The 16792-nt window shown below is 34.8% G+C and carries 11 protein-coding genes and 1 other RNA gene; 3 read left to right on the top strand and 9 right to left on the bottom strand.

What is annotated here, in order from left to right; translation table 11 throughout:
• Positions 1 to 126 precede the first annotated feature (126 nt).
• Complete coding sequence (locus PL77_RS19290; protein WP_044209040.1) at positions 127 to 2295, top strand: L,D-transpeptidase; 2169 nt, start codon at positions 127 to 129, stop codon at positions 2293 to 2295.
• A 60-nt stretch (positions 2296 to 2355) separates the two neighbouring features.
• On the opposite strand, the gene PL77_RS31830 is transcribed toward PL77_RS19290, so the two are convergent.
• The 6 genes from PL77_RS31830 to PL77_RS19265 all read right to left on the bottom strand — a co-directional run bounded on the left by PL77_RS31830 (position 2356) and on the right by PL77_RS19265 (position 9377).
• On the bottom strand, positions 2356 to 2493 hold the full coding sequence (locus PL77_RS31830; RefSeq protein WP_156152439.1) for a hypothetical protein: 138 nt from the start codon (positions 2491 to 2493) through the stop codon (positions 2356 to 2358).
• 338 nt (positions 2494 to 2831) lie between these two features.
• The gene (locus tag PL77_RS19285) at positions 2832 to 3059 is read right to left on the bottom strand and encodes a hypothetical protein (protein ID WP_044209037.1); all 228 of its coding nucleotides are present in this window, start codon (positions 3057 to 3059) and stop codon (positions 2832 to 2834) included.
• A 212-nt stretch (positions 3060 to 3271) separates the two neighbouring features.
• Positions 3272 to 4189 carry a hypothetical protein gene (locus PL77_RS19280; RefSeq protein WP_044209034.1) on the bottom strand — a complete coding sequence of 306 codons (918 nt, stop codon included), beginning with the start codon at positions 4187 to 4189 and terminating at the stop codon, positions 3272 to 3274.
• A gap of 86 nt (positions 4190 to 4275) precedes the next feature.
• Positions 4276 to 4695 (bottom strand): hypothetical protein, encoded by a 420-nt coding sequence (locus tag PL77_RS19275; RefSeq protein WP_044209031.1) that lies wholly within the window; start codon positions 4693 to 4695, stop codon positions 4276 to 4278.
• Positions 4696 to 5000: 305 nt separating this feature from the next.
• Positions 5001 to 8498 carry a SpoIIE family protein phosphatase gene (locus PL77_RS19270; protein WP_172665904.1) on the bottom strand — a complete coding sequence of 1166 codons (3498 nt, stop codon included), beginning with the start codon at positions 8496 to 8498 and terminating at the stop codon, positions 5001 to 5003.
• Between the two features lie 312 nt (positions 8499 to 8810).
• On the bottom strand, positions 8811 to 9377 hold the full coding sequence (locus PL77_RS19265; protein ID WP_044209026.1) for a DUF4230 domain-containing protein: 567 nt from the start codon (positions 9375 to 9377) through the stop codon (positions 8811 to 8813).
• A gap of 434 nt (positions 9378 to 9811) precedes the next feature.
• Here PL77_RS19265 and PL77_RS19260 point away from each other — a divergent pair, with 434 nt between their 5' ends.
• Both PL77_RS19260 and ffs read left to right on the top strand, forming a co-directional pair.
• Positions 9812 to 12727, top strand: a complete 2916-nt coding sequence (locus tag PL77_RS19260; RefSeq protein ID WP_044209024.1) for a DEAD/DEAH box helicase — start codon at positions 9812 to 9814, stop codon at positions 12725 to 12727.
• Between the two features lie 144 nt (positions 12728 to 12871).
• Positions 12872 to 12962, top strand: an RNA gene (gene ffs / locus PL77_RS31360) — signal recognition particle sRNA small type.
• A 130-nt stretch (positions 12963 to 13092) separates the two neighbouring features.
• Here the strand turns inward: ffs and PL77_RS19255 are convergent.
• From PL77_RS19255 to PL77_RS19245, 3 genes are all read right to left on the bottom strand, one after another.
• Positions 13093 to 15324: an FAD-dependent oxidoreductase gene (locus PL77_RS19255; protein ID WP_044209021.1), complete on the bottom strand. Its 2232-nt coding sequence runs from the start codon at positions 15322 to 15324 to the stop codon at positions 13093 to 13095.
• A 2-nt stretch (positions 15325 to 15326) separates the two neighbouring features.
• Complete coding sequence (locus tag PL77_RS19250; RefSeq protein ID WP_044209018.1) at positions 15327 to 15755, bottom strand: DUF2141 domain-containing protein; 429 nt, start codon at positions 15753 to 15755, stop codon at positions 15327 to 15329.
• 146 nt (positions 15756 to 15901) lie between these two features.
• Positions 15902 to 16771, bottom strand: a complete 870-nt coding sequence (locus tag PL77_RS19245) for a LytTR family DNA-binding domain-containing protein (protein ID WP_044209016.1) — start codon at positions 16769 to 16771, stop codon at positions 15902 to 15904.
• Between the last annotated feature and the right edge of the window lie 21 nt (positions 16772 to 16792).

The following is a 16792-nucleotide window of genomic DNA, read 5'->3' as shown; positions in this document are numbered from 1 at the left end:
TTGCAGAAAGATCGATTAAAAGTTGACGATAATTTAGTTTACAATGTATTGAACTCTACTTTCTAATAGAAGAGATAGCAAACTCCTCTTTAGCTTAAAAAATATTGTATTCAAAACCACTAACTAATGAGAACCCATATTGGCAATTTTATTATTCTGACCTGTTTTATTCTATGTTGTTCATGTGCGAAACAGTCATCAAAAAAGACAGGTGATTTCACTTCTTTTTCTTCAGAAGATTTCAATTGGAAAGCATTAACAGGGAAAGCTGTTTATGTAAGTTCGAGAGGAAGTGCACCAGCTAGCGTCAAGGAAGAAGTGTATACAATTCCTGCTATTCAACAGTTGGAAGAAGCTAGAGTATTAATGCCTGAAAGTCTGGGGCAGCTTACACAAAACTTCATGAATCAATTATTAGAGCAGTATCCTGATCTGACAGAACATCAAAAGGAAATGCTACACAATGATGCAAAATGTGGAATGCGTGTTTTGTCGAAGAAATCGGATCCAAAATACTTTTCATTTGTACATCACAAACTTCAAAAGGCATTTTTATACCTAAGAGATACGAAGGGAATTCAATCAGGCTATGCTTTTGTAGGGAATATCTCCAAGAAAAATGTAGGTGGGCAAAAGGGATATATTATCAATATGTCGAATGGAGAATTGGTTGAAATTGATATTTCATCAGCTTGGAAAGGAGTAGGCTTTGAAAATGATTCAGGACAAACACCTTTAGGGTATTTTTTAGTTTATAAAGATTATCATCAGAAAGGTTGGCAATCAAAGACAATCACAACAGATCCAAGACATATTTTTTATAAACTTCATCGTCAGGCGTATGATGGAGAAGCGATGTATATTTTTAGAAAAAGTACCAAGGTTGAAAAGGCATTTATATGTAGTAATCAATTTGGTTTAATTGGACAAAATTTTGGTTCCGAATATATAGATCTATCAGCACCTCAATACCTCCAAAAATCACCAGAAGATGTTTGTTATATTGACAATAGTAATTCGGGAAAAAGGCAGCTTTACATTCATGGTTCTAATAGAGTAGATCAATTGGGTTTTGCTCTTTCAGGGGGGTGTGTAAGGGTGTCGAATATCAATTCTTTTATCATTAAAGAAATTGTAGCGAAACAAGGTACGATGCCTGTTTTTTTAGATGCAGTAGCTTTTCATGAGCCAAGGCCTGTTAAGGTACCTGGATTTGATGATTCAGATTTAGAATCAATTTATAATTCGCAATCAATTGTACTTAGAAAACAAAACCTATTAGATTCTGTTTCATTACTGAAAAACCTCTACGCAAATGTACTTCCTGAATTAGCCAATTCGCTTGCTTATAGAATGTCGAAGGTAGAGAAACAACATGCTAATGTTGATATTTATGTGACCGTACCGTTCCCTGAATCAGCCATGAAGTATTGGCTTACATTACATCAGAGCGATGAGTATGCGAATATAATTTTTCAGCAACATTTTGGTTTTAGAGGTGAGTATTTTAAAAATGTAAATAGAAAGACTCAAAACCCGTTTTTTAAAGCATACCATTCCCAAGAAATCAATAGCTATTTTTCGAATAGAATTTCAGATACAAAGAGTGCATTACATGCAGATCTAAGTAAGGCATTAGTTAAATATGAATTGGATACTGTATTACTTTCGTCTGTAGAAATTAATGATCAAACACTGACAGACGATCACTTTAATGTCTTGACTGATTCTTTAGAACCTTTGGAATATTTTTCAATATCAAATGAAAGAAAAAGAGTACTGCATTATATGGAAATGATCGATTCTTTGACTCAGTCAAATCCTGAAGTATTTTCAAATTGGGAACATTTACAGTGGGTAAAAAAGTATATTTCATTTAGGGGGAATTCTCAGATGGTAGCAGAAAGTAATGGTATAGACTATAATGATGTGGTATTAATGCAAGCTTATATCTATGCTCTAGGTGAAGATGAATTATACAGAAGAGGTGTAAAAGCGGGAGAATTGGTATCCGTAAAAGGTCAATATTTCCAAGATAAATTATCGAATAGACATGGTGAAGCTGAAGCTATGAAAATGATGGATGAAGCGGGCTTATGGGTTCTCTTTCAGTATTCTCATAGTTCAGAGAATAGAACATTGATGAAAATGGTTTCAGTAGCTTATCCAAAAGAAGATATGCTATATGGTATGCAGATGCTGGCAGAAGCGTATTATAGTAAGTACAAATGGAAGGCAAATCAATATGTAATCTCTTCAGAGGTAGATGGAGAAACAATTTCGCTGGCCGATTAACAGTAAGTTTGTACAAAAAACTAATTACATTGTAAACTAAGTTTGCGTTATTTATATTGTTTAGAAATCAGGAGATTTCTGATGATCAATAGGACACGAATGACGCTGACGCTTAACATTCGCGCCAGTGGTCTTTCTACTCAATTCGTTAGGTAGTACTTCCTTCGGCCTTGAAGGGAAAAGCGTTAATAATTTCATGAATTGAGCCGTTAAAAATGATTTTCTTGTTTGAGTATCTCAAAACGATGAAGTTTTGATCGAGTTACCCTTTCAATAGACGAGAGGAATGGAATTTAGCTTTTGACTTCTAACCCTAGATTTTTTGCTTCGTTTTTCATCAATGGAAAAATGAAGAAGAAAGAAGCTTGAAAGTTTACGGTAGTTTAGTTTACAACGTACTAGTTGCCTAATAAAAAAGTAGCCCTTTCTAAAAAATAGAAAGGGCTAATTGTTTCAAAAGTAAAATAGTCTTTGGATTATAATATACTAGCAAGGTGGATTTAAAAATTCACATCGGCTAGATGTTATAATTTCTTTTATGCGATCACTCCTTCTAGTTCGATATAGAAATCGACCACATCTTCTAAGTTTAATAATTTTTCATGATACTTTTCATCTTCAGTAAGATCAGTTGAGGAAGACTCGAAAAAAGTTTCTTCTGATTCGTCATTATAGTAAAGTGTAATTTGAAAGCTCATTTCTTTCGATTCCGCTTTTTCAAATCCACCTTCCCATAGGTACTGTTGTTGGTTTACTAAACTCATAATTTCAATTTAATTGGGCTTTGACACTATTAATATACTACTCTTCTTTTTGTGAAAAGTACTTTTGGGGAGAGTTCATCGAAAGGTAAAGTAGGCTTAATGATGAAAGAGAAAGTTATGAACAGATAGTTAAATAATACTTAATGAAAAAAGCTTCCTATACGCTAAAAATGCAGTATAGGAAGCTTTTTATATTTTGACCTAGTTATAGATTAGAATTTCCAACCACCATAAAAACCAATTACAAATGATCTTGTAAGTCCATCTGGACGAGCAGTTCTTGCCATTACAGGAAAACCAAGGTCAGCTCCAAGAGTATAATCTCCAAATGCCTTTGAGATACCACCTGTCAGGTTCAATGTCAATCCACTAGAACCATCAATTTCTTTTCTAACGCCATCCGTATCTACGAAAGAGTCATTTCCCATATGTACAATTCCAAGTAATCCTGCTTTCCAATTTATTTTATCAGGATTCTCTTTTGAATACTCTGCTCTAATCGCTAAATCAGCTTGTCTTTCAAATTCGTTGGTACTCCAAGATTCGTTGTCGGGGTCAGACCCTGTTTCAAAAAATGCATTTTCATTTTGTGTTAGAGGCTGTTGATAACCGGCAGAGAATAAAAACTGTTTATAACTTACTGCTACACCGCCAAGAATATCGTACGTACCTAAACTTGGTTGATAAGCCATTGGTAGCGGAGCTCCATTATAAAGAACATTGCCATCTTGGAATGGGATTTTAGTACCTCCGAAAATAGTGGTAGTCACCTCATCTCCTTTATAAACAGGAACGGAAAGTGATAAGGTTAAATCACCAAACCCATTTGTATTTCCCAATCCACCGGTGGTAATAATGTACGGCAATTGGAATTGGAAATAGACTACATCCTTGATGTTATAATCACCTTCTAGTTGTAACCCAATGACACTCACTTGTTTTTCGCCTAAACCATAAGAGGGACGAAAGCGGAGTTCTCCATGTGTAGGTGTTTCATTAAAAAATTCGCTACTTTTCATTGGGCCAATACTGCATAGTCCAGCATCGGCACAACCTTGTGCATTAGACCGTAGAGAGAAAAGAGCACAAAAAACAATAGCTAGAAGTGTTTTAGAAAAAATGTATTTCATAATAATGAGAGTTATGTAAAAAGTGATGCATCGTACAACACTTTAGTTAGATTGATAATGTTTGTTTAACTGAAAGTTGTTGTAATTTACAATTTACTTTTATTAACTACCATTTTTTTGAAGTAAAATGTAGCTTCTTCATTATTATTTTCTGAAAAATAGAGGTCTGTAAGGTTATTTTGAGATTCTATTGTGATGGATATCTCATTTGGTTTTTTGATTTGAGTATACAGTTTATAGAGTCCACTTTTGTCTTCAAATACATTCGGTTTTACCTCAAAAAGTTCTTCAAAGAGGAAATCTTTTTGAATACATTCAAAAGCAATGAGTTTATTTTTTTCAAAAAAGAACTGCCATTCTTCCAAAGAATGTGTCAAAGTGATAATGTTTCTTTCTTCAACATCACACTTGTCCAATAGCCCTTCATCTTCAATTAGGTAAATAGTTTTATAAGAAGTGCTGACTTTTTGAGATTGTGCAAATAAGCTGTTTGATAATAATAACATCAGCAGGATAATGAGGTAGGGCATTTATAAAATTTAGTTATGTGGTACTCGATTGTTATGTTCTCTTTCTAAAAATAATAACTTAAAATTTCTTAAAAAATATAATTTGATATTTAATGTCGTTTTGCCAAGAAATTTCTGATGCTGAATAATGTTATCCTAAAATCATGAATTAAAATAGATTATTAATGCTATTAATATTGTTTTGTTGCCGAATTCAGAAAACAAGAATACAAGGTGATCTTCATGAAAAAGGGAAGCTTAATCTGAATTAAGCTTCCCTCTACTCTTTATATCATTTGATGTTAGAAAATAGACTGTCTTTGTGCTTCGTGCTCATCGACAAGTAATATCTCTTTTTCACTTTCTTCGTCAATCACTACGTGTGGTCTCAAACCGATAATCAACATATCATCAATTTGTTTTTGATTGCCATGTAGCATCCATTGTTCCATGAATTGATCCAATGACTTATTTTGAAGATCCATCTCTTTATCATGTATAGAGTAAAGAAGATCTTTAAATGGCTTCTGCATCAACTTACGTCCATTAGGTCCACCAAACTGATCTTGGTAACCATCAGAACAGATATACATTACTTTGATATCTTCTAAAGGTAATGAGTACGAATCAAACACCTTTTTCTTTGTGGCTTTACCACCAATACCAAATTTACCACCTTTCAAACGTTTAAGTTCTTCTGGCTCGTTGTTGTCAATGTAGTAAAGTGGTCTACCGGCACCCGCAAATGTCAATGTCTTACGTTTTGGTGAGACAACACAAATAGCGATGTCCATACCATCACGGCTATTTTCGTTTTCTGCTTGATTCAAGGCTTGACGAATCATATCATTCATCAATTTTAAAATTCTACCTGGATCAAGAATACCTCTTTCGTATACAATTTGGTTGAGAAGGTCATTACCAATCAGTGACATGAATGCACCAGGAACACCGTGACCAGTACAATCGGCTGCTACAATGATATGGTTTTCGTTTTTCTCACCATACCAGTGGAAGTCACCTGATACAATATCTCTTGGTTTTAAGTAAACAAAACCATCCCAATGCTGTCCAATACCTTTCATTTGCTCAGCCATTTCAGAAGGTTGACCGAATACGGCAGTTTGCATTCGTCTTGCATAATTTACGGAGCTCTTTACTTTGTCATTGTGTTGAGAAAGTAGAAGGGCTTGTTCTTTTACAAGCTCGTTTTGTCTCAGAATTTGCTCTCGGTGACTCTTCATCTCTTGGTGCTGTTCACGAATAGTACGAGAAGTCTCCTCCAGCTCGGTATTTTTATCTTTCAGCTTAGAAACGGCCTTATCAGCCTCTCTCTTCGCTCTTTCTAGTTCTTTGGTGTTGTGATTAAGAATAGCCTCTGATCTTTTCAATCTGTTGAAGGCTTTTTCTAATTCATTGTTTTTATTTGTCAATTCGGAAGATTGTTGCTCTACCTCTTTTGTTCTAAGGTTTACTTGTTCTTCCAGTCTTTTTTGTTCTCTTCTACTTCTAAGAATGTTTAATTGTACGAAGATGAGTACAATTGTGATTGTTCCGACAACATAGATAACATAACTCCACCATTGTTTGTAGAAAGGAGTGAAAACTGAAAACCTAAAAGCTAAAGGTCTACTCCATGAGAAGTTACCTGTTTTTCTACCTCTAATTTCTAAAGTATAAGATGAGCCCGCTTCTAGTTTATCAATAAGTAAACCTTCGTGGTCTTTTTCGAAATTTGTCCATTCATCCAATCCTGGATATCCTAATATACGTTTCTGTAAGGCTACGTTTTCTGTAGGATATACTGGAATATGGAAATCAACCCTTAAATAGGAGTCAGATGCCACATCAGGTCTTTCATTCATATCAATTTTGTCACCACCTACGTGAACCTGTTCAATAAAAGGTTTTGGAGTTTCTTTTAGTACCTGTAAGTTGGGTGCGAAACCAATTCCTCTAGTAGTAGATATAAATAATTTACCGAAGTCATCAATGTATAAACCTCTATGGTTTAAAGAACCATCAGGAAGACCATCTTTATAAGTATAAAGTAAATATTCATCATGTTCGAAGTTGTAACGAATCAGTCCTGAAGGTGTTGCAATCCATAGTTGCTGTTCAGAAGGGTCGATGGCTAATGCGTTGTTCGAAATCGAAGTGAAATCACCTAAATTTAAACGCTTGATTTTTCCATCTTTCAAGATCATTGTACCATATGAAGTACCTAAAATGACGTCGCCATTAGAAAGCTTCTTTATATCATTGGTTTGAAGGTTTCCTCCCAGTTTAAAGCTTAACTCTTCTGTAAGGTTATCAAAAGCGTCAATTACGTCGTTGTATTGGAATACTAATCCTTCTTTGGTAGAACCACCTAAAAGGATTTCATTTGTACTAGTGATTTCAATACTGATCGCTCTACTAGAAACTCCTTCCTCCACACTGTAGATCTTAGTTTTTCCATTAGGCTGAATCTTAATAACACCAGCAATACCATCTTGACAGATCCATAGGTTACCATCTTTGTCTTGTTTCATCACAAAGATGGCTCCTCCTAAGTGGGATAAGTCATATTTCTTTACTTCTCTTTTACCTCTCCATAAAATAATATGTCCTTCCGCATCAGAAGTCCAAACTCCTTGGCTTGTTGGTAAAATTCTTAAGAAAGAGTTGCCTGAAGGCTTAACTTTAATTTTTTGTTCTAACTTGAATTCATTGATAGAGTTTAAGCTACCAGTATAGAAGTTGTCACCATCCGTGAAATACAAGTTTTTATCATCACCATTGATATGTTGAATAAATGAACTTGTAATGTTTTGAGCAAACTGATTAAAAGGGAGTTTTTGGAACAATGAAACACCATTGTCTCTTGCAAGCCAAAGGTCTAAGTCGTTGTAATACATTGAGTTACCGTTGTATACACCTAATTCTGGATCTCTATGTAATTTAAAACCCTCATAAGTACTTTCTAAACGGTACATACCTTTTAACCATGCAGATACCATATAAGTATCTGTTCCAATTTCTTGAATATAAGAGGCATCAAGCTTCTGTCCGATTTGTTGTCTTGATACTCGGTTTCCTTTAATTTCTACAAGAGAAATACCTTTACCGGCATCAGCCACTAAGAATGAAGAACCATTGTACCAAATCGCATGTTGAATATTAGTTAAAGACAGATTTGCATTCATATTGCGGAATTGGTTTGCCTCTTCATCAAATTTCAAGACAGCACCTGTATGATGAAAAGCGAACAATTCACCATCAATATTTTCTACAAGTTGAAAAGATCTATTTTGAGCCTCGTTGATTAAGTCAAAATCACTAAATGTCAATTCAAACTTACCCGAAGCATTTTGTTTAAAGATTTGAGAATTGTCAGCAGCCCATAGTACATTATTTCTATCTTCATAAAGCATTTTACCATAAAACAGGTCACCTGTATCTGCTTCTGGCGTTTTGGTTTGCAATAATACTTTGAAAGAAACCTCATCTGGAGTACTGAAAATCTGAACAACTTCTTTATCAGTAATCGCATATAATGAACCGTCTTTTTTCTGTAAAAGTTGTTTGATATAATTACTATGAAGTTGACTACTTCCGTAATTTTTAAATGATAAGCCATTATAGCGGACTAAGCCATTGTCAGTACCCATCCATAAATAGCCAATGGAATCTTTAGCAATACTTTTAATATACTCTGACTTCAAACCATTATCCTTAGAGTAGTGTGTACTTAGGATATTTTGAGCTGAAGTAGTAGTACTAATGAGAAGTAAAATTGAGGTAACAAGTTTTATCAAAAAATGAATACGAAGATTCGAATTTGTTGCTCTAACCATAACAAAAAAATGCGATTATGATGTATAGTTCAAATGAACAGTCTTTGATATGTTAAAAAATAAAGACTAATGGTAGCTGTATATTACAGTTTTTTCCCAAAAAAATCAAATATTAGAATGTTTAGATTCTAAATATGTAATAGAATACTTATTGTTCAACAATTACAGGTGTTAATACCTTAAAAAAGTAGGGAATGTTTTACTTTCAATATGTAAATAAAAACAATTAGAATATAAGAATAATTCTATTTCGGGAAGAGGAAATTTTATCCTTTACTTTCGCATGTAATGTAAATTTACACTGTCTTTAAAATTAATTTTAACCTTTCTATGTCCGCTGATTTTGGAAAGAATAGGGGCTAAATACTGTTTTGCGTTTTCTTTTGCTTTCTCTTCTAATTGCATTTCTTGCCCTGTTTTCTTCAGCTTTTTCTCTGCTTCGATATACAGCTGATTCATAGCTTCAGGACTTGCAAATTCGGAAGAATAGACTTTAACTTCTTTAGGGTTAACTCTTCCATCAATATTAAGCATTGGAAGGTCTACCACTACAGTGGAATCAATGATGTGTATATCATCTTCTTTGATTTCATTGAGATTGATATAGGCAACAATTTCACCACCAATAACTGCTAAGATTTTTGATTTAAAATAATCTTTGGCTACAGGTATATCAGCAAAATACTCACTTTCTTCTGTGTATTCGGCCACATCTCTTACGTGTGCCTTGTATAATTCAAGACGGCCAAGACCTTCTAATTCTTCTACAATTAATTGATGTTCATTAGTAGTATCAGCATAGCTTTCTGAAAATAAATCCCACACAATATAAGTAGCCATAAGTATAGCTAAAACAGTCAGGATTGATGTGTGTAACTTCGAGGACATAATCTTTATTTTGGATCGTTAGATTAAACGTAAATTTAAGTGCAGAAAAATCAAAACGCTAACATTCAGTAAAATGACTTACAAATGTTTACATAATTAATGTTAGTCAATAATCTTTTTTAAAGATGGTGATTTTTCTTAACATATTTTATGTAGTGTAAAAGTGCCAATTTATTGGGTTAGCCTTTTGTGTTATCCATTAAATGATTGAAAATAAGTAGGAAACAGTGTTGTGGAGAGCGGTTTTTGAAGTACCATAAAAGCCATTTTAATTGAAGGGTAGTCTGTCACTTTTTGACCCTACGATTTGTTGATAAGATTAATTATACTACTTTTGATGATTTAGAAATTGGAAAAATTGTTTTGTAAAAGAGTTCTGAGCGCAGATGAAAGTTTCCACATCCCAACCCTTTCAATTGGTTTTTTCGTTATTTGAACATCAATTTTTAGGCTATTTATTTGAATCCTTTGTAGTTCAGTTGAACCACGAAAATAAGTTAACCCTTCAACATCAGAATATTTCTGCACGGAATGCTCATGAGTTTTCAAGCAGGTTGGATGAGAAGGATTATGAACTTATTGACCTGATGGATAATATTCAACCGGATGCAGTTGCGCATCGTTTTGGTGGGAAAAAACGACAAAAAGCGAATGCATTTTTCTTATCAACTTTTGATGAGAAAAAGGGTGATGAATTACTTCAAAAGAGAATTTTGGATTATGTTGAAGAGGAAAGAATAAAAATTCTTAACCGACTTTCAGGGAAAATGGTCTTTGAAATGGGAAAAGATGGAAATCCGACCTACAAAACTATACGTGTTCAAAAAGAGAAAGCCTCTATTACTTTCCGATTCTGGAGAAATAAGGATAAAGAAAATACCAATTACAGGCCTTTCATGTTTTTCAACGGAGAAAAGGTCGAATTCCAATATAAACAAGCTGTTCTTCTTTCGAACAAGCCAGCTTGGCTACTTTTAGAAGGAAAACTTTACACTTTTGAAGGTGAAGTAGATGGAAAGAAAATAAAACCTTTCTTGTTCAAAAACTTTATAGCTATTCCTAAAAAAATGGAACCAAGCTACTACGAAAAGTTTATTACTCACTTGATCGAAGACTATAAAGTAAAGGCTGATGGTTTTGAAATTGTGAGATTGGAAGAAGAGGCCAGTGCTTCTTTGTTATTAAAAGAAATTGTCACTGCAGACAATGGTTCGGAAGAGAATGAGCCTGTTGTCAATGATGTAGAGTTGAGTTTGGTTTTCAAATATGGAGACCGTGTAGTGGAGGGCAGTACAATAGGAAAGAAGAGTCATGTAAATTTAGAATATGTAGATGATGAATTTACATTTTACAAAATGACCCGTAAGGTCAAATATGAAAAAGCTGTTAGAGACAATGTACATCAACTAGGGCTTGAACTTGGGAAAAAAGGGAAAGTAATTTTACCTAAAAATGATGCATTCTCTTGGATCTCCAATAACGCTCAAGCGTTAGAAGAAAGTAATATTATAATTGATCAGGATGGAGCCATTGAAAAGAAATATTTCATTGGAAAATCAGTGATCAATCTTGAAGTGGAAGAGGATAGAGATTGGTTTGATATCAAAACGAAAGTGCTCTTTGGTGAGTTTGAAATTCCATTTACTGTAATCAGAAAATTAATCGTTTCTGGACGTCACGAATTTGAACTTCCAAATGGAGAGATTGCTGTAATTCCAAATGTTTGGTTCTCTCAGTACCAAGAACTTTTCTACTTCTTAAACAACGATAGCGAAACCCCTCGCCTCCATAAACATCACTTAGCATTGGTACAAGAACTGAAAGAGGGTTCGTTGGCCAAAGTGAGCTTAAATGAAAGATTATCAAGGTTGAATGACTTTGATCAAATTGAAGATTATGATGTGCCAAAAGGCTTTAAAGGGAAACTTAGACCTTACCAGAAAGCAGGTTATAATTGGATGAGATTCCTTTCAGAATACAATTTTGGAGGTTGTTTGGCAGATGATATGGGATTGGGTAAAACGGTGCAGACACTTGCCGTTTTAGAGTATGAAAGAGGGGCTGAAAATGGCACTTCTTTACTCATTATGCCTACTTCTTTAGTGTACAACTGGGAGATGGAAGCCAAGAAGTTTACGCCAAAAATGAAAATCCTGAATTATACGGGTACGAACAGACAGAAGAATCCTGAAAAATTCGGATTGTATGATTTGGTGATTACTTCTTACGGGACGGCACGTATTGATGCGGAAATTCTATCACAGTATTTCTTCAATTATATTATTCTTGATGAGGCTCAAATCATTAAGAACCCTTCTTCTATTGTGACAAAGTCAGTCAATCAATTGAAGTCTAGAAAACGTTTATTGTTGACCGGTACTCCAATTGAAAATACAACGATGGATCTTTGGTCAGAGATGAATTTTGCCAATGAAGGGCTTTTAGGTGGTCAAAACTTCTTTAAGAAGGAGTTCTTACATCCTATCGAAAGAAAAAAAGACGAAGAAAAATATACAAAGCTGTACCGTTTGATCAAACCGTTTGTGATGCGTAGGCACAAATCGCAGGTGGCGTCAGAATTACCAGAGAAGATTGAGAAGGTGATGTATATTGACATGACAGCGGAGCAGAAGGCAAAATATGAAGAAATTAAGTCTTCTTACAGAAACGAGATTTTAGAACACATCGAAAGTACAGGAGTGAAAGGTTCTCAGTTTATGTTACTCAAAGGTTTAACAGAACTAAGACAGCTTGCCAACCACCCGGTATTATTAGAAGAGAAATATGAGCACTCTGCTGGTAAATTTGATGAAGTGATTCGTTCACTTGAAAATGCAACTGCTGAAGGTCATAAAATTTTAGTGTTTAGTCAGTTTGTGAAGCATCTAACACTATTTAGAAAAGAGTTGGATGAAAAAGGGTTTGATTATGCTTACTTGGATGGAGGAACGAAAGACAGAAAGAAAGAAGTCAACAAATTCCAAAACTCAAAGAATGTTCAAATCTTCTTGATTTCACTAAAAGCAGGAGGACTGGGATTGAACCTTACCGCTGCCGATTATGTTTTCATACTTGATCCTTGGTGGAACCCTGCCATTGAAGCACAAGCGGTGGATAGAGCACACCGAATTGGGCAGGAGAATAAGGTAATGGTTTACAAATTCATCACTAGAGGTACGGTAGAAGAGAAGATTTTAGCCTTGCAGCAAAGTAAAAAAGAGCTGGCTGATACTTTGATTACGACGGAAGAGAGCTTTATGAAAAAGTTGAGCAAAGATGATATCACAAATCTGCTTTCGTAATTTTTTTGAGATTGATATTTATTTTAAAATAAAAAATCATCTTTAATTTATTGAAAACTAAATAATTAGCGCTAACTTATAAGTTTTTGAGAAAAAAATAATAAAAAACCATTGCGGAATTAAAAAATGTACTTACCTTTGCATCGCAAGTCGGGTCGATTTGCTCCTCCGAATCCCCCAGGTGCGGAAGCAAGCAAGGGTAAGGAGTTGAGCGATGCGTTCCCGGCTTGTTTTTTTATATCCAAGATTTTATAAGGAAAAGGTCATTCTATCACATAAATAGAATGACCTTTTTTATTGTAAGAAGGAGAAGGGAAATTGTTTTCAAGAACTGTATCTTCATTCATACCTCTTCCCTCACTTTATCACCCAAAATCGTCTACAATGATATCTTTATTGGGAACCTGTAGGTCTTGCAATTCCTTTTGCATACCTAACACAAAAGATCTTCCTCCAACAATACAGAAACGGTATTGCCCTATGTTTTCGATTTTCCCTTTAATGTAATCCTTGTTCATTCTTTTTTCTGTAGCAGTTAAAACGGTATGATAACTGAAGTTTTCATTTTCCAAGCCAATAAAGTGATCATGATAAGCACAAGCTTCCAAAGTTTTATTGGAGTATAGCAAAGTGATGGGTGTATTTTGATGTTGTTTCTGATGCTCTCGAATTAAAGGAAGGATAGGAGTAATACCTATGCCTGATACGATAAATACAATTCCTTTGTTTTTCTGAGTTAATTTCTGATTTGTAAAGTCACCAATGGGTCCATAGCATTTACATTTTGCACCTTCACTGAGGGCCATCAAAGACCTTTTGTAGCTACTGTCGCTTAATCTTAATGCAAAACGCAGATAAGGTTCATCAGGATGAGAAACGAAAGATAATGCTCTGTGTGGAATTTCTACTTCATTGAATTTTGGATTGATCAGTTCTAATATACCATACTGCCCCGCTTGATAGTTGAACCCTTTAGGCTTAGTAAAAGTAAATTCGTAAGTGTTATCAGCAACACATTTCTTTCTAATCAGTTCTATGACGTTTTCATCTTCTAAAATACCATAATCCTCTACAGTAGTTTTAATACTCTTATTGACTTCTTGAGCACTTAAGAAGCCACTAATGATCGCCCCTGTAAAGCCTCCACCCGGAAAAGTCCAAGCACCAGCAAAATGTAAGTTTTTGATTGGTGAAGCCAAAGGAGTCCTATTTTTTCCGGCTTGATCAGCAGTTTGAGCAAAACCATAAGGCGTTCCCTCCGGATTCATGGTGTATCGTTGTATGGTTTTGGAAGTACCTACCTCATAATATTCAATTTCCTCCTTAATGCCCGGGAAATGCTCTTCTAAGCGATTAAAAAAGATCGTTGCTACTTCTTCCTTCTTTAGAGCGTATTCTTTTGTAGAGAGGCTCTCCCAGTCGGTCAGGTAATCGGCAGCACATATAGCACCAAATGATTTACCCTTAGGAGCTAATTGCGAATCAATCTGACTATAATCCACAAATACAAAGTTTCTCTTTTCCCAAGGCCCCTTACAATTGTTGTACACCTCTTTGATGCTCGTCATATTATCATCAGAAATGAATGTAGAATAATGATCAGTACCCAAGTCTTTGATTTCTCTTTTGAATCCAATGTAAATACTCAATAAAGAACATGCAGCTTTTAAGTTTTTGATTTTGCTGTTTAGTTTATTTCCTTCTTTTGGTGGAAGTAATTTTTGTACCAACGGTACAGCTGTATTCGCTATGATTTTTGAGGCAAAGACGGTATGCGTTTTACCAGTATTGTATTTATCTGTAAATTCCACTCCAACGGCTTTCCCATTCTCAATAATGATCTTATTGACCTTCTTTCCAACAAGGACTTGTCCACTACTCTGATCAATGACCGAGGCAAAGTAATCCGAAAGTTTTTGCGATCCTCCTTTGACAAAGTGTCCTCCCCCTTGAATATAACTTGATTGAGCGGCTGAGAAATAAATCATTGACATAGTATAGGGGTCATCATGATAATACAGCAGGTTGGCTTGAAGCAATAGTTTGAGGTCTTCGTCTTCAAAATAATGATCTAGCCACTCTCCAACAGTTTTGCGGGAAGCCTTTACAAGATGAGGGTGGGTCAAAGGCATAAAAGGTAAACTCAAATTTTGTTTCCACTTTTGATTCGGGAAACTAGGTAGTTCTTCCAAAACGCCATTCATCAAGGCCATGAAACTCCTTATGCCTTTTTCTTCCGAAGGAAACTTCTCAATCAAGGCATTAATACTTTCGTCATGTCCGTGAGGGAAAACAAAATCCAGGTTTTTAGATTTCAAACGATACAACTCTGGAACCTGAACCAAATCTACATGTTGGTCGACCTCCAGAAATTTGAAAATATCCATCTTCAAATCTTTTTCAAAAAGACCATCCATTTCATGTAACCCTACTTCCATGACAAAATCTTTCCTCTTGAAAGTGGTAGCACAACCACCTACTACGTAATGTTGCTCTAGCAATAATACCTTTTTACCTAATTTCGCTAATGTGGCACCAGCTGTCAGTCCTCCAAGACCACCACCGATTATAATTGTGTCAAATGTATTCTTGCTCATGATTAATTGAGTTTAATGGTTAATGAAATTGTTTTGTCTTGATTGAAATCAAAAGCGGCTTTCTCAAAAGAAGGTGCCCCAAACCTTGAGTCTGGATTATTAGAAAAACCATACTTCTCTTTTGGTATGCCTACCCAATTTGTATCTAATGATTGATTGTTATTTTCATCATGCCATACTGCAATGGCGTATTCACCTTTGGGAAGATTACTGAAGGTGCAACTCACTTTTCCTTTTTGAGCGGAAATAATTTGACCTTGATAAACTTCTTCGTACTTGGGAAAGGTGTTCTCTTTATTATAAAGCCCAATCACAAGTTTTCCTTTGTCAGATGAGACCTCTGTAATGGTAACTTCAACAGTATTTTTATCTTCCATTATGTTGAGATAAAAAGAGAAAAAAAGTGTGGACAATAAGAGTAGTGTCTTCATTTGTATTCTTATTTTTTGTGGATAACAATACAAACATAAAGGGGTAGGGTCGAGTTTGCCAGTATGAAGTTATAAGTGGGAAGATATGATGTAAAGTGACGTTTTTGAGTGATTAATGGGCGTTTTTGTGACGAATGGGAAGGCTTCTAGAGGTAGAAATCAATGAGTTCTTTTGAAAATGACCTTGATATAGGAATCGAAAATGGAAGGTTTTGAAGTTGAATCTCATAGTTGCGAGCATTGCCTGAAACTTTTTCAAGGTGTTGGAAATTGGCAACATATGATCGGTGGCAATGATGAATATCTTTCTCTTTTTCTAAAATAGATTTTGCAGTCTTCAGCGGTAAACGGATCACATGTTTTAATAATTGATCCTCTTTCCATTGATAGAGTTCTAAATAGTTGCCTTCGGATTTTATACATAAAAGTTCATGGGCCAAAGAAGTGACAAATTGCTTTTCAGTACCTATTTTATAGACCTGATGATCTTCTTTGACTGATTGCTGTTTATGTATTGATATATTTTTATTGATGGAGTCCGCTTTAGATTCTTTCTCTTCTCTTAGTTTTCTTTCTAGAAATAATACCAAAAATGCACATGGAAAAATGCCGACGGAAAGTGTGATGAAAATAAAATAAGGAAAAGAATGATCAGTGGCAGCAGTAATCTCAACTTGACAAGAAAAGTAATGGGTATAAGCCCAGTTTAAAATACTGATGAATAGTAATTGGAAAATAGCGAAGAAAATCGTTTTTCCGACGGTCCATTGATCTTTTTGAAAGGTTGTTTTGAATACTTTAGGAAGTAAAAATAAAGCAAAAAAGATAACCCCAAAAGTGATCAAACCATACCCTAAAATAAAAACAGGTTTATTGAATTGTATCTGATGTAATTCAAAAGGCTGGAATACAAGAAGGAAAGTATAGACAAACACTCCTGCTAAAGTAGCAAATAACCATCTCGATCGATGAGAATCTAGAAAAGGAAAGGGGGCATTTAGCAGTTGTTGTATCATTTACTTCCGTTTTGGTTGTTT

It is taken from the genome of Flammeovirga sp. OC4, from assembly GCF_000812565.1.
Classification (GTDB): Bacteria; Bacteroidota; Bacteroidia; order Cytophagales; family Flammeovirgaceae; genus Flammeovirga.
This window is presented reverse-complemented; position numbering and strand designations above follow the sequence as displayed.